The following is a 14,167-nucleotide window of genomic DNA, read 5'->3' as shown; positions in this document are numbered from 1 at the left end:
TAAAAAACTGTAAGGAGGGTGGTAAATGTATTTTATTGGAGTCGATATAGGGTCTACAGCAGCTAAGACTGCGATATTTGAAAATGACAAATTGATTAATACATTTGTTGTACCTACGGGATGGAGTAGTATAGAAACTGCTAATGTCATAAAGGATAGAATCATATCAGATGGAATATGTGAAGACGACATGAAAGTAGTAGCTACAGGATATGGAAGAGTATCCGTTCCTTATGCACATAAGACAGTTACTGAAATCACTTGTCACGGAAAAGGAGCAGCCTATCTTACAGGAGAAGATTGTACTGTAGTAGATATAGGAGGACAAGATACAAAGATTATAACTGTAGAAAATGGCATGATAGTAGATTTTATTATGAATGATAAATGTTCTGCAGGTACAGGAAGATTTTTAGAGATTATGGCAAATACATTAGGAGTAGATATAAACACATTATGTGATTTGGCCGAGAGGGGCAGTGGTGTCACTATAAGTTCGATGTGTACTGTATTTGCTGAATCTGAGGTAATAAGTCTTATTGGGAGAGGAGAAAAAAAAGAGGATATAGCCTTTGCTATAGTAGATTCAATAGTAAACAAGGTTGCATCTCTGTGCAAAAAGCATTCTGATGGGACAAATTATTTCTTAACCGGTGGACTATGTGAATGTGATTATATAGTTAGAAGTTTATCAGATAAACTTGAGAATCCTGTTAAGACTAGTCCAATGGCTCGTTTTGCTGGTGCCATAGGCGCTGGTATTTTAGCTAAAAATATTAAGTAAAAAATTAAGGGTTGAAAAGGGGACTTTTTAACCCTTAATTTATTTTTTATTGAGTTTTTTTTAAGATATATGGTATAATTAGGTTAAATATATAAATTGGGTGATTAATTATGAAAAAAGATAAAAATATACTTCTTATAATCTTAGTAGTTTTTATTTTTAGTATTGGTCTGATGAATTATTATTCTAAAAAAGTTGTACAGGCTAATTATATAGAAAAAACAGAATCAAAAGAAAGAATTCCATTAGTTAGTAGATCACTAAATTTATTGGAAGAAAGAAGTGATAAAGTATCAAATCATATTTATGAAGGCGAAGCATTAAACACTATTGAGAAAAATGGTAATACAATAATATATATTGATAAAGATGAACAAAGTGATGTAATTGTAACACTTAAAGATTATGAAAAAATAGAATTACTAGAAACTATTCCAAATGGGTGGTTTAAAGTGAAACTAAAAAGTGGACAGGTAGGATATGTAGATGCTAGATACATAAGAACTGATAGAATTCCACCGCATAAATACGATGAAAATTCTTCAGAATGGGTAATCAAATTTAGCGAAAACAATCAAACTATAAGAATTTTTAACAAAGGGGAATTAGTATTAAAAAGCATAGGTTCTAGTGGCATAAGGGATAGTTTTACTCCAAAGGGAGTGTTTCAGATAGAGGAAGGTAGAAGGGGAGAATGGTCATATGTACCTAGGTTTGAACAAGGAATGAAATATTGGGTAGGATTTAAAGGGACATATTTATTTCATTCTATACCATGTACAATAGATGGAGAGATTATAGAAGAAGAAGCTAAAAAACTAGGCAAACCTTCAAGTCATGGATGTATTAGATTACCAGTTGAAGTGTCTAAGTTTATATTCGACAATGTGCCTGATGGTTCAATAGTGATAATAGAGTAGCAAATTTCAAATGAAAGGCTTGATTGATATGACATATGATATTAAGTTAATTAGAAGAGAAGATTTGCAAACTAGTCAATGGTCTGGTGGCACTACAACCCAATTGGCGATATTTCCAAGTGATGCAAAATATGAGGATAGAAATTTTACTTGGCGTTTAAGTTCTGCGAAAGTAGAATTAGAGGAGTCAACTTTTACCTCTCTTCCTAACATTAAAAGAATCATTATGATAATTGAAGGAGAACTTCTACTTGAACATGAAGGGCAATATAGTTGTACATTAAATCCCTACGATCAAGATAGTTTTAGTGGCAACTGGCACACTAAAAGTTATGGAAAGGTCACTGATTTTAATCTGATGATGAATGAAAAATGTAATGGAAATTTAGAACCATTATTTTTAGAAAAAGACGATAAAATTAATTTGATATTTAAGTCAGGTAAAGATTTTAATAATTATACACAAGCATTATATTGTACAAGGGGAGAAATACAAGTAGAGATTTCTAAAGATGAAATTTTTACTGTAAATCAAGGAGATATTTTAATTATAACTTTGGATAAGTCATCATGTATTAATTACAATATAGTTAATGATAAAGATGAAAAGGCAAGTATAATAAAAGCAAATATTATGTGTTAAAGAATAATAAAAAACTGGCTATAATAGCCAGTTTTTTATCTAGTAGTTTTCTACAAATACTTCAAAATGTGATTGTGGGTGGATACAGGCTGGACATACTTCAGGTGCAGTAGTTCCCTCGTGAACATATCCGCAGTTTCCGCATTTCCATAATATTTTTTCTTCTTTTTTAAACACGCTGTTATTTTCAACATTTGCAGCTAATTTATTAAATCTAGTTTCATGTCTTTTTTCAGCAGAAGCTATCATTTTAAAAGCTACTGCAATTTCTTTAAAACCTTCTTCTTCAGCAACTTTAGCAAATTCTGGATATAAATCAGACCATTCTTCATTTTCACCACTTGCTGCAGCTTTTAGATTTTCTAATGTTGTTCCTTGAGCAACTGGATATGTTGCATTTATTTCTATAGTTGCAGGTAGTTCATCTTTAAAACCTTCAAGTAAAAATTTATAGAATCTTTTAGCATGTTCTTTTTCATTGTCAGCAGTTTCAATAAAAATATTTCTTATTTGTTTATAACCTTCTTTATCTGCTACAGAAGCATAATAAGTGTATCTGTTTCTAGCTTGAGACTCACCAGCAAAAGCTTTCAATAAATTCTCAGCAGTTTTAGTACCTTTTAAATTCATATTAATACCTCCATTTTTAATTTGTTAAATGTTTAAAAAATTATATCATATTTCCAAGGGAAGTTTCAAGTTTGAAACTAGTATTTTAGGAAATAACAAATTTTAATTTCACTTTTATTAGTTATAATGATAAAATAGAAATGTATTATTATGAAAGTAGTGCATAGATATAAAGTTTTTAACTTTTAAATAAATAGATTAATAAATATTAAACAAAAATAGGCATACTAAAAGGTAATAAACTCATGAATTTTGTAAAAACAGATTAGGCGGAGGTATTTGATGAAGAAAAAGGAGTTACTTGAACTTATTAACAAATCTATTGATGAGGGGATTCATGTTGTAGATAAGGAGGGAAAAACTCTTCTTTACAATGAAACTATGGCAAATTTGGAAGGTTTAGAAGTTGAAGAGGTCATGGACAAAAATCTATTTGAAGTATTACCTTCACTAGAGGGTGAGAGTACCCTTATGAAAGTAATTGAAACAGATGCACCAATTCTCAGGAATCCTCAAATATATTTTAATGAATACGGAAAAGGAATAAATACTATTAATTCTACATGGCCAATAAAAAGTAATGGAGAAATAATTGGAGCAGTTGAAGTAGCAAGAGATATAACTAAGATAAAAAAGATGATAGAAGAAATACTTAGTTATGGAGCTAATACAAATGGTAAATATGAAGAAAATCGTGAGTTTGAAATGTTTGTTTTTGATGACATCATTGGTAAGTCACCTCAGATATTAAATGCAAAAGAATTAGCTAAAATGGTAAGTCAAACTGATTCAAATGTATTTATTATAGGTGAATCAGGTACAGGAAAGGAGATGTTTGCACAGAGCATTCACAAATATAGTGATAGAGAGAATAAACCATACATTGTAGAAAACTGTGCAGCACTTCCTGCTACTTTATTGGAAAGCTTGCTCTTTGGAACTACTAAAGGAGCTTTTACAGGTGCAATAGACAGACCTGGTCTTTTTCAACAGGCAGATGGAGGTACTCTTGTACTGGATGAGATAAACTCTATGCCTTTAAGTCTTCAGGCAAAATTTCTAAGAGCTATTCAAGAAAAAAGGTTTAGACCTGTAGGTGGTGAAAAAGAAACAAAAGTAGATGTAAGACTTATTGCAATAACTAATGAAGATCCTCTGAAACTTATAGAAGAAGAAAAACTAAGAGAAGACTTATTTTTTAGGTTGAGTGTAGTTAATCTATTTGTTCCTCCATTAAGGGATAGAGGAAAAGATGAAATAAAATTATTAACAGATTATTTTATAGAAAAAATATCTAAGGAAATGGGCAAAACAGGAATTAGATTGTCGGAAAAAGCCAAAGAATTTATATATGAATACCATTGGCCTGGAAATGTAAGAGAATTAGCTAATGTAATAGAAGGTGCTATTAACCTTTTAGGTAATGAACAAGAAATAACCCTTGATTTGTTTCCCTACTATCTTAGAAAAAATAATCAAATCAAACAGACACTAGATTTTTCTGAGTATAGCAATACTAATATAGATTCTATAGACCACTATAAGTTCATAAAAGAAGAGGCTATATCCTTAAGTCAGTACTTAGAAAGAATAGAAAAGGATATTATTAAAAGAGCTCTTCAAGACGAAGATGAAAACATATCTCAAGCTGCAAAGGTATTAAAACTAACAAGGCAAGGATTACAATATAAAATTAACAAATTAAGATTAAGGGTTTAAAAGAAAAATATTAATAAAATTTAACATTTTAAGAAATTAGTGATATACTATAAGTAGGACTTATGAAAGGAGGCCATAAAATGAAAGAAACTCTACTTGTTGACATAGCTTCAACAGTGGCCGAATTAAAAGATGAAGTTCTACTTATAGAAGCTGAGATGAATAATTACCATCAAGATATGAATAAAAAGATAAAGACTATATACAACAAAATTAATGATAATGAAAATGATATTTTAGATGATAAGGTATGGATTAATGAATATTTAGTGTTTAATGATTTACAAAAAAGATAAACCTACAATATATTGTAGGTTTATCTTTTTATACATTTAATTATTAAATAAGCAATACCTGAAGCAGTAAGCATTCCAACAGGGATACCTTCAAAGAAGGTAACTCCAACTATTGAACCTAGTATGATTCCTCCTATGGCTGAGGTGTTTCCATTTAAGTAATTAAGGCCTTTTCCAGCAATAATTACTACAAATAATCCACTTATGAAAGAAATTAGTCCATTTAAATTTAGATAAGACTTAGTACTTGATATAGATATTTCCCTGGGAATTTCTAGTATAGGTAGTAGAAGCCATATTATCAAGAATACAAGTCCTATATTCAATGAATTGTTTTTTATGTACCTATTTAAACCTTGATTGTTAATAAAGGAGAGGATAAATACTATTATTCCTCCTAATACCATAGGCTTGTTTTTTGCAATAAAAGAAATGAATATAATACCTAAAAGCATTATTTTACTAGCCAATTTTACATCTCCAATCTTATATACTTTATACTAAACTATTCAAAACAAACAAAAAAATGATAAAAAAATAATTAGAGTCTCTAAGGACTTTAGAAAATTTAAAAATAATGTTATAATATAGATAATTCGCAAAATTTATATGATAGGGTGATGAGAATTGAAAGAGCAAGAAAGAAAAGAATTAATACTAAGTGGAAATATGTATAAAGTCATATTAACATTATCACTACCAATTATGCTAAACAACTTAATACAGACACTTTATAATCTAGTAGATGGAATTTGGGTGAGTAAATTAGGTTCAGTTCATTTTGCAGCAACATCTTTTGTATGGCCAGTACTATTCTTGTTTATATCTATAGGAATAGGTATATCAGTTGCGGGAACTTCTATATTGTCTCAGTTCATGGGAGCCTCAGAGTATGAGGAAGCAAACAAATATGCAAATCAGTTGATTGTTATGTCAATGGTATTTTCAATAAGTTTTGCAATTTTAGGATTTATATTGAGTCCATATATAATAAAATTAATGGGTGGAACAAATAGTTTAGCTGAGTATAGTAATATATATTTAAGAATTTCATTTTTGGGTTTTCCTTTTGTGTTTTCCTTTTTTGTATTCAATGCAATAATGAATGCTCAAGGAAATACATTAACTCCAACAATTCTTAGTGGTATCAGTGCTGTAGTTAATGTAGTATTAGATCCTATTTTTATATTTAATTTAAATCTAGGGATAGCTGGAGCAGCTATTGCTACTGTATTGTCTCAAGGACTATTAGTAGTCATAGGGGTATATATATTAAAACATTCTTCTACTATTATAAAACCTAGTTTTAAAGGATTTAAATTTGACAAAAATATTATAAAAAAAATATTGCAAGTAGGTTTTCCAGCTTCTGTAGGTCAATCTGGTGCTGCATTAGGTTTCGTAGTATTAAATAGTTTTATTGCCTCTTATGGAAATGCGACTTTAGCAGCTTTTGGAATGGTAAATAGGATTACTTCTTTGATTATGCAACCACCTATGGGTATTGGTGCTGCGTTAACTTCTATAATTGGCCAAAATATTGGTGCTGACCAAATGGAAAGAGTAACAGATGCTTTTAAAAAGTCATTGTTAATAAGTTTGTGTATTTCTGTAGTTGGATTTGTTCTGTTATTTTGGAAGGATGAAGAAATAATAAACTTATTTATGCGTTCAAAAGATGATGCAGAAGTTATATCTCAAGGAATTACTTACTTAAGATACATTTCATTTTCAATGCCTTTTATGAGTATATTTAGCATATTGCAAGGTGTATTTCAGGGTTCAGGCCATACTAAATATTCTATGGCAATGGCTATAGGAAGGCTTTGGGTAATAAGGATACCTTTGATATTAATATTTAAGCATTTCACAAATTTAGGGCCAACTGGAATATGGTTTTCTATGAGTTTTAGTAATTTTCTAATATGTGTATATGGATTCCTAGTATATAAAAACAAAAATTGGCAAAAGAAAGTAATAGGCGTAGAAAAAACAGCTTAGTTTAGAAATGTAATACTTTTGTAACCTATAAAATAAACAAATGTATTAAGCTATAAGTAAGAGATAATTTATTTTTTATGAGGTGACAGAAGTGGAAAAAACTAGAACGAAGAGAAGAAAAATTAGACGAAGAAGAAGACTTGTATTTACATTAAGTATTTTTTTACTATTTGTTATTATTGGAACGGGAGTTTTTATTTTAGATAAACTGAGTTCAAAAGGAGTAATAGCTGGAAATGTAGGTATTATAGAAAGAAAGCATCAAAATGATGATAATATATCAGAACCATTTAAAGAAATAGAACTAGATGGAAATAAAAATGAAATACACAAAGCGCTAATAGAAAAAGAAATCAAAGTTGCAAAGGAAACAGAAAAACCAAAAGTTGCAGAGACAATTGAAAACAATAAGATTGCTTATTTGACTTTTGATGATGGTCCATCTACTACTGTTACACCAAAAATACTTGATATATTAGATGAATATGATATTAAAGCAACTTTTTATGTAATAGGATATTTAGCAGAAAGAAACCCAGAATTAATTATAAGAGAATATGAAAGCGGTCATAGTATTGGAAATCACACATATTCTCATAATTATAAATATGTATATAAAAATGTAAAAAGTTTTTTAGCTGAATTAGATAAAAACGAAAAAGCTTTAAAAAATATTTTAGGAAATGATTTCCATACAAGTACTGTAAGATTTCCTGGTGGTTCCTTTGGAGATAAGAGAAAACCTTATAGAAATGCGTTGAAAGATAAAGATATTACTTATGTCGATTGGAATGCATTAAATGGAGATGCAGAAGGTCACAATATACCAAAGGCAAAACTTGTTAAAAGACTAAAAGAAACCTCAAAGGGAAAAGACAAATTGATAATACTAATGCACGATGCAGGGGCAAAGAAAACCACTGTAGAAGCATTACCCGAAATCATTGAATATTTAATAAGTCAAGGATATGAATTTAAAGTTATAGAATAAGATGTTAATAAAAAAATAAAATTGAAAGAAACCTATTGTTAGGTTTCTTTTTTCTCAATAAACTAAAAAAAGAGAATATTGTTAACATTAATTAATAACATTGTTCCAAAAAAATCTTTAGTCAGCAATTATATTATGTAATATAATATCTAAAAGACATAGAGATGAGGTGCTTATATGAAGAAAAGAAATGCAAAATTAATTCTAGGTATTATCTTAACTATATTATTACTATCAGTAGTAATATATGAAGAAATTATTATTCCAGTAGATTCATATTCTATTGATGAAGGTTCAGAGGGATATATTTATGATGAATATTTCAAATTAGAACATCCTCTTCCCCCAAATGATTATGATAAATTGGGGACAGATCCATTAGGTAGAAATGTAATAAGTATGTTAGTATCAGGAACTAAAACAACTTTAGGGATTGGGTTTTTAGCTACAACAATAAAATTTATCATCGCTATTTTAGTAGTGTTTACTATTAATGAGAGGGTAAGGAAGAAAATTATTAAGACTTATTCAATTGTTTTCAATATAGTAGTGGAAATTATAATTGCATTTTTAATTTTAAGATTACCTTGGTATAAAGAATTAGACCTAAAATACGCTATTATGGTCTATGGGTTAGTTTTAGGAATAATAGGATGGGGAAGATTAGCAAGAAAAATAGATGAATCTAACGATAGCATAGCAAGTATGATAGGAAACGGTTTTATTGAATTAAGTAGAGTGCTATTTATTCAATTTGTTTTGGGTATCGGGGGAATAACAGTAGGTGTTAATAAGTTTGCAAATATAGAAACTAAATGGGGATATATGCCTAACTATAATCCTGAATGGGCAGGTATGTTAGCTACAGCTGGAAAAGCTTTAAGTACAAGAAGTTTCTGGCTGATTATAGGACCAAGTATATGTTTTATTATAGCTATTATTAGTTTTTTACTATTAGGCAAAGGAATTTTATATGATGTTGAAGTAGATAATTATAAAAAACTCAAGAAAATAGCATTATTCTTTTCACCAAAGGAATTTATTAATCAATGTAATAACTTATACAGATATTGGGGAAATGTAGTTTTTAAATCATTTGTAGTTGCCTTAATTATCTTTATAATAGTAGGACAATTCCATATAAACAAATATAAGAATAGATATCAGTTTGATTTAGATATTGCATACAAACATATAGAAGAACTATCTAAATATGAAGGAAGAAAAACAGGAACTTTAGAGAGAGATAAGGTTGCTAACTATATAGCCGAAGAATTAAAAAAATACGATATAAGTCCTCTTTTTGAAGATGAATACATTCAAGAATTTGATGTAGATGGCAAAGTTAAAGGGAAAAACATCGGAGGATATATATGGGGGAAAAACAGTAACAATCCATTAGTATTAGTTACTAGCTATGATTGTTTAGGAAAGGATAACAAGGGTTTATATAAAAATGGAACGAGTGTTGCAGCAACATTAGAACTTGCTAGAAATCTAATAGCTAAGAGCAAAGAAAATATGAACTCAAGAACCATAGTATTTTTATTTACTGATGGTAGTGAAGAAAATGGACAAGGAGTAGTTGAAGCTATAGGAAATAAAAATGTAGATGTATACAGTTTTTATGTGTATATGAACTACTTGGGATTAGGTCAAAGTAATAAGCTCTACATGGATACTTCTACAGTAAATAGTGCCTTTGATATTTTTTATAAAAACATCAAAGGCATAAAACTAAGAGGTAAAGAATTGGGCATCCCAATTAAGCAAGAATATCTATATCCTGCATTTTGTGATATTCAAAATTTTATGGAAAAAGATGTATCAGGAGTTGTAATTTCAAGTGTAGATACACAAAATATTGTTAAACAATATGATGGTAAAAGTCAAAATGATTTAAGCAATATTAACAAAGAAAAATTAAAAGAACAATCACAATTAGTATTAGATTTTGCTGTAGATTATGCATGGATAAGCAATTGGCATGATAGAGGACTAAAAGCTAATAATTAAAAAATAGGTAGGGATTTCCCTACCTATTTAACTTCCAAATAATTAGCAATATTTGCGTTTTCATCAATCTTACCTACAATCTTAGGAGTTTTACAACTCATAATAACTGTAACTCCAGGGCCATGACCTGATAATATACAATCACTGTGCACAATAACTCCAATGGATACTGACTCACCTAAATATTGTCTTCCATTTGTATTGTCACAATCTCTTAACAAAACTAAATCTCCAAACTTAAGCTTATCTATTCCAAATTCCTTGTTTGCACCTTTATCGCCAGTCATTATGTCATAATCTCCAGAAAAAGCTGTACTACTACCAACTCCTGAACCCATTAAATATGCTGGTATTTCAGTAACAACAGGCACTTCAAGAACTCCATTTTTATCTATTATTGACAGTTTATCAAAGAGATTTGGGTCAATATTCATACATTTTACATCTTCAAAGTCTTCAATAGCCAAACCTTGACCATGAGCCTTAATCAAAATAGTATCATCAATAGCCATTTTTTCCAAATCTTCTTCCTTAAAGTATATAAGAACATGTTCTATACCACCATGCATACCAGTTACATAGCCTTTTGCACCTTTAGCATCTCCAGTTATTACCTTTGCTTCATTACCAATACAAGCCAATAGCATAAGTGCGTTGTTTTCCATATTGTCACTATTTTTAATACTAACCCCTGGCTCAATATGATCCCCTACCCATTTCATACAAGAGTCTCCAATTTTTACATTGTAACAAATACCTCCAGTAGATGGGAGTATTTCTCCAATACCTTCTCTATTGACTCTATAGGGTTTTCCACCTACTATAGGGCTATGGACTTTACCTTGTACTGATTGAATAACAAGTCTATCACTATTTGTCTTTACCATGATTATTACCTCCAATAAATTTAGTATATATTAAACTTCTACTTAAAATTATAAAATCCTTTAAAATTTTAAAGGTATTTAATAAATTATGAAGAATATTTATCATTAATAAGAAAATTATTGGAGGAGAAAATAGTGATTGGGATTAAAATGTTTTTATTAATAATATTTATGATACCAGTGTATGCATTACTTATATATGGTATTAAAGATCCAGAAGACATGGCAACATTTGGAGAAAGATGGAAGTATAGAGAAAATATTTATCCAACAGAGGACTATATAAAATACATAAAAATATCATCTATAATAACTACAATTATTATTACATTAATTCTAATTTTTACTATATTGAGTTGGTTTAATGAATAAAACATTCATAAATATAGTGAAATAATTAATACAATAATGTATAATTAAATTAAAATAAGTAATTGCGAAACTATTTTTGAAAAATGAATAATAGAAATATAAATCTTTTAAAAATAAAGTTTGGGAGTTGAAAGTGGAAATTTAATGAAATCAATAAGTTATTCTCAAAAATGGGTACACAAAATAAAGCTATTGAATTTATGAGAAAATTAATATCTAAACAAATATCTAAGCAATTAATGGTTTTAAGCTTCTGATGTATTCATGTTTATGTATTTTATCAGCAAGAACAACAGTAATTAACTGAGTGATACCTGCTAGAAGTAAATCAGCATGAATAGTTTTCTCGTTTTGAGTTTTGCGTCCAGCAATGCAAAAGCTTTCTTTAAAGTGATTTATGGACTGTTCTACTACTGAACGAATTTTGTAAACTTTATCCCATTCTTCTGTGTCTCGAAGAGTACCTGGATAAGCACGAAGATCTTTTTCAGGATATATGTAGAGCATTCTTCCACAAGGTGATGAAGTACAAGGGTCTTCGCAAAAGTGTCTCCTTTTGCGTTTACCATTATCGTCTTTAATCCATTTCATTTTTGGGCATACAAACTTAAACCTTTTAATACCAGATTTCAAACATGAAGATCCCTCTGACTTCATTAAAAGAGTTGAGTCATGTGGGCAGTAGGGTATCCCAGCTTCATTTACTGTATAGTCTGGATGCTTTAGAGAAGAACGTTGATTTAAAGGAATATACGCTTTACTAAATTTTAAATCAGTAAGTAAATCTCTGTAAATATTAGTAGCATCAAAAGCGGCATCACCAATGAAAATATTTGGTTTAATACTAGGATGTTTTTCAAAGTAGTCTTTTAGAACAGGGATGACAGCTTTGGCATCATGAAGTGATTTATCTTCATTTGGTGAATCTGATTTTTTATCAACAATGATTTCAGGATGAGAATTTAAAAAATCTTTATTGTAAAAAGAAATATCCCTTACGATTCCTAAACCATTTGTGACCATACCAAATTTATAGACATAGCAAAAGTGCCCATTGATGTAAAGTTGCTTTATTTCAGGGTTAGACGCAGCATTCGAAGGCATGGAGCCATATGCAACTTTGTATGGATCATAAGAATCATCAAGACCTTGAGATTTTTTAAAAGCTTTTAATTGTTTAATTATTTTATTAGCATATTTAGGATTATTTTCAGCGACAAAAGCTTCAATTCCTGAAGTATCAAAAATCGTCATAGAAGCTTTAGCTCCATCAATATCTTGGCATATGGGCTCAGTAACATCAACAAGATTATCAAATACAGTTTGTAAATCTTCTAAGAAATCTTGTTTGAAACGAGTAAATTTAGAACCATCAGGAACTTTATTAAACCCACAAAAATCTCTTAATTCACTTGAATACTTAAGAAAAGTAATTAAGAGAGTATCTGTAGGAATAGAGAAGATTCTTTGAATAATCAAAGCCCATAACATGGAATGAAGCTTGTATTCACGGGGTCTTCCAGTAGAAGCATAAAAGTGGTGATAAAAAGAAATAGGGATAAACTCATTAAGATTAATGGTATTTTCAAGTAATGAAAGAAACTTAGGTTTATCGTCTTCAAAAAAAGTTTTACAATCTGAATAAATATCTGCCAAAGAAAGCTGTTTTTGTGGTATCATATTTTTATAACTCCTTTCAGGTTTTGGTGGATTTGTTGCTTGACACTTCAATTTTACCATAAATCAGTGAGGAGTTATATCTTTTTAAAGAAAAAATGTCCCGTATTCATGCGGGTTATGGCGTTTCGCAAACGCCTATTAAATTAAAAATATATGAGGTGATTTTATGATAACAACAACCACACCAAGTGTTGAAGGTAAAAAGATAGTAGAATATAAGGGTATTGTTTTTGGAGAAGTAGTATCTGGTGTTAATTTTCTAAAGGACTTTGCAGCAGGGCTTAGTAATTTCTTTGGAGGTCGTTCTAGTTCTTATGAAGGAGAACTAATTGAGGCTAGAGAAGCAGCTATAAGAGAAATGGAAAGTAGAGCAGCAAAACTAGGAGCTAATGCAGTAGTTGGAGTTGATATAGACTATGAAGTATTAGGACAAGGTGGAGATATGCTCATGGTTACTGCTTCAGGAACAGCAGTAATTGTTGAATAAAAATAAGGGGTCATTCTTTGACTCCTTATTTTTAACCTAGAATATATTGTCTATTTATATTTGAATATTTAATTTGTTCAACAATTTCCATTAAATCAATATTTATTTCACCTAACTTATCTTCGATTATCTCTTTAATAGAAATTGGCTTATAATCAATATGATCCACGGCTACATTGAAATACTTATTCTGTTCTAATTTTTTAGGCAATAACTTTCTATGATGATGACCGTGAATATTAAAAGTTTCATTTGATATGTTTTTCATTGGCTTATGAGTTAATAAAAAATTATGACCTAATAATGAGAATTCCATCTTGTTATATATCTTAATTCTTCTAGTTTCTAATAGTTTTTTGTATCTAAATTTAAAGTCGTGATTACCTTTTATCAGTATTTTCTCACCATTTAATTTTCTCAAAAGAAAATTAGAGAAAAGTTTGCTTCCAGCAAAGAAGTCTCCTAATATTATAACTATATCATCTTTATCAACATTGTCATTCCAATTTGTTATCAGTGCTCTATGCATTTCTATGATATTTTTAAATGGTCTATTAGAAAATTTCACAGCAAATTTTTGCCCAAAATGAGTGTCAGAAATTAAATATATATTTTTCATTTAAAATAATTTCCTCCTTGTTTTTCATTTCGTTATAATTATAAACTATTTTAACTATATTTTCAAACAATAAAATATATTATTTTTTATATAATTTTTCGTGTATAATAAATTATACAAAA

Annotated in this window: 14 protein-coding genes and 1 pseudogene; 10 read left to right on the top strand and 5 right to left on the bottom strand. The window is 29.3% G+C overall.

All coding sequences use genetic code 11. The features are described 5' to 3' along the window. The first annotated feature begins 25 nt into the window (after window positions 1–25). From BQ9840_RS03945 to BQ9840_RS03935, 3 genes are all read left to right on the top strand, one after another. Window positions 26–784 (top strand): acyl-CoA dehydratase activase, encoded by a 759-nt coding sequence (locus BQ9840_RS03945; protein ID WP_077368306.1) that lies wholly within the window; start codon window positions 26–28, stop codon window positions 782–784. Window positions 785–894: 110 nt separating this feature from the next. Next, a complete protein-coding gene (locus BQ9840_RS03940) occupies window positions 895–1,704 on the top strand; it encodes a L,D-transpeptidase family protein (RefSeq protein WP_077368304.1) in 810 nt (269 codons plus the stop codon). A gap of 10 nt (window positions 1,705–1,714) precedes the next feature. Next, window positions 1,715–2,347: a HutD/Ves family protein gene (locus BQ9840_RS03935; RefSeq protein WP_077368302.1), complete on the top strand. Its 633-nt coding sequence runs from the start codon at window positions 1,715–1,717 to the stop codon at window positions 2,345–2,347. Window positions 2,348–2,386: 39 nt separating this feature from the next. On the opposite strand, the gene rbr is transcribed toward BQ9840_RS03935, so the two are convergent. After that, complete coding sequence (gene rbr, locus BQ9840_RS03930) at window positions 2,387–2,977, bottom strand: rubrerythrin (protein ID WP_077368300.1); 591 nt, start codon at window positions 2,975–2,977, stop codon at window positions 2,387–2,389. Window positions 2,978–3,259: 282 nt separating this feature from the next. Here rbr and BQ9840_RS03925 point away from each other — a divergent pair, with 282 nt between their 5' ends. Beyond that, on the top strand, window positions 3,260–4,696 hold the full coding sequence (locus BQ9840_RS03925; RefSeq protein WP_077368298.1) for a sigma-54 interaction domain-containing protein: 1,437 nt from the start codon (window positions 3,260–3,262) through the stop codon (window positions 4,694–4,696). Between the two features lie 80 nt (window positions 4,697–4,776). After that, window positions 4,777–4,992 (top strand): hypothetical protein, encoded by a 216-nt coding sequence (locus BQ9840_RS03920; protein ID WP_077368296.1) that lies wholly within the window; start codon window positions 4,777–4,779, stop codon window positions 4,990–4,992. Window positions 4,993–5,012: 20 nt separating this feature from the next. Here BQ9840_RS03920 and BQ9840_RS03915 read toward each other — a convergent pair whose 3' ends face one another. Then, window positions 5,013–5,462: a DUF441 family protein gene (locus BQ9840_RS03915; RefSeq protein WP_077368294.1), complete on the bottom strand. Its 450-nt coding sequence runs from the start codon at window positions 5,460–5,462 to the stop codon at window positions 5,013–5,015. A gap of 157 nt (window positions 5,463–5,619) precedes the next feature. On the opposite strand from BQ9840_RS03915, the gene BQ9840_RS03910 reads away from it, so the two are divergent. The 3 genes from BQ9840_RS03910 (at window position 5,620) to BQ9840_RS03900 (ending at window position 10,000) form a co-directional block, all read left to right on the top strand. Next, window positions 5,620–6,993: an MATE family efflux transporter gene (locus BQ9840_RS03910; protein ID WP_077368292.1), complete on the top strand. Its 1,374-nt coding sequence runs from the start codon at window positions 5,620–5,622 to the stop codon at window positions 6,991–6,993. Window positions 6,994–7,084: 91 nt separating this feature from the next. Further along, a complete protein-coding gene (locus BQ9840_RS03905) occupies window positions 7,085–7,984 on the top strand; it encodes a polysaccharide deacetylase family protein (RefSeq protein ID WP_159436071.1) in 900 nt (299 codons plus the stop codon). A gap of 177 nt (window positions 7,985–8,161) precedes the next feature. Further along, complete coding sequence (locus tag BQ9840_RS03900) at window positions 8,162–10,000, top strand: M28 family peptidase (protein ID WP_077368289.1); 1,839 nt, start codon at window positions 8,162–8,164, stop codon at window positions 9,998–10,000. A gap of 23 nt (window positions 10,001–10,023) precedes the next feature. Here BQ9840_RS03900 and BQ9840_RS03895 read toward each other — a convergent pair whose 3' ends face one another. Further along, window positions 10,024–10,887 (bottom strand): DUF4438 domain-containing protein, encoded by an 864-nt coding sequence (locus BQ9840_RS03895; RefSeq protein WP_077368287.1) that lies wholly within the window; start codon window positions 10,885–10,887, stop codon window positions 10,024–10,026. 135 nt (window positions 10,888–11,022) lie between these two features. Here BQ9840_RS03895 and BQ9840_RS03890 point away from each other — a divergent pair, with 135 nt between their 5' ends. Next, entirely contained in the window at window positions 11,023–11,259 is a 237-nt protein-coding gene (locus BQ9840_RS03890) for a hypothetical protein (protein ID WP_077368285.1), read from the top strand. A gap of 317 nt (window positions 11,260–11,576) precedes the next feature. Here BQ9840_RS03890 and BQ9840_RS03885 read toward each other — a convergent pair. Next, window positions 11,577–12,939: pseudogene (locus BQ9840_RS03885) on the bottom strand (transposase). 166 nt (window positions 12,940–13,105) lie between these two features. Here BQ9840_RS03885 and BQ9840_RS03880 point away from each other — a divergent pair. Beyond that, window positions 13,106–13,426: a putative heavy metal-binding protein gene (locus BQ9840_RS03880; protein ID WP_077368281.1), complete on the top strand. Its 321-nt coding sequence runs from the start codon at window positions 13,106–13,108 to the stop codon at window positions 13,424–13,426. 31 nt (window positions 13,427–13,457) lie between these two features. Here BQ9840_RS03880 and BQ9840_RS03875 read toward each other — a convergent pair whose 3' ends face one another. After that, entirely contained in the window at window positions 13,458–14,045 is a 588-nt protein-coding gene (locus BQ9840_RS03875; protein WP_077368279.1) for a metallophosphoesterase, read from the bottom strand. Window positions 14,046–14,167: the final 122 nt, after the last annotated feature.

Source organism: Anaerosalibacter sp. Marseille-P3206 (assembly GCF_900155565.1).
GTDB lineage: Bacteria > Bacillota > Clostridia > Tissierellales > Sporanaerobacteraceae > FUHM01.
This window is presented reverse-complemented; position numbering and strand designations above follow the sequence as displayed.

Bases quoted from the DNA above. Each gene is read 5' to 3' on its own strand.
- BQ9840_RS03940 (WP_077368304.1), top strand. From the start codon at position 895: ATGAAAAAAGATAAAAATATACTTCTTATAATCTTAGTAGTTTTTATT.
- BQ9840_RS03945 (WP_077368306.1), top strand. From the start codon at position 26: ATGTATTTTATTGGAGTCGATATAGGGTCTACAGCAGCTAAGACTGCG.
- BQ9840_RS03900 (WP_077368289.1), top strand. From the start codon at position 8,162: ATGAAGAAAAGAAATGCAAAATTAATTCTAGGTATTATCTTAACTATA.
- BQ9840_RS03875 (WP_077368279.1), bottom strand. From the start codon at position 14,045: ATGAAAAATATATATTTAATTTCTGACACTCATTTTGGGCAAAAATTT.
- BQ9840_RS03925 (WP_077368298.1), top strand. From the start codon at position 3,260: ATGAAGAAAAAGGAGTTACTTGAACTTATTAACAAATCTATTGATGAG.
- BQ9840_RS03920 (WP_077368296.1), top strand. From the start codon at position 4,777: ATGAAAGAAACTCTACTTGTTGACATAGCTTCAACAGTGGCCGAATTA.
- BQ9840_RS03935 (WP_077368302.1), top strand. From the start codon at position 1,715: ATGAAAGGCTTGATTGATATGACATATGATATTAAGTTAATTAGAAGA.
- BQ9840_RS03895 (WP_077368287.1), bottom strand. From the start codon at position 10,887: ATGGTAAAGACAAATAGTGATAGACTTGTTATTCAATCAGTACAAGGT.
- rbr (WP_077368300.1), bottom strand. From the start codon at position 2,977: ATGAATTTAAAAGGTACTAAAACTGCTGAGAATTTATTGAAAGCTTTT.
- BQ9840_RS03880 (WP_077368281.1), top strand. From the start codon at position 13,106: ATGATAACAACAACCACACCAAGTGTTGAAGGTAAAAAGATAGTAGAA.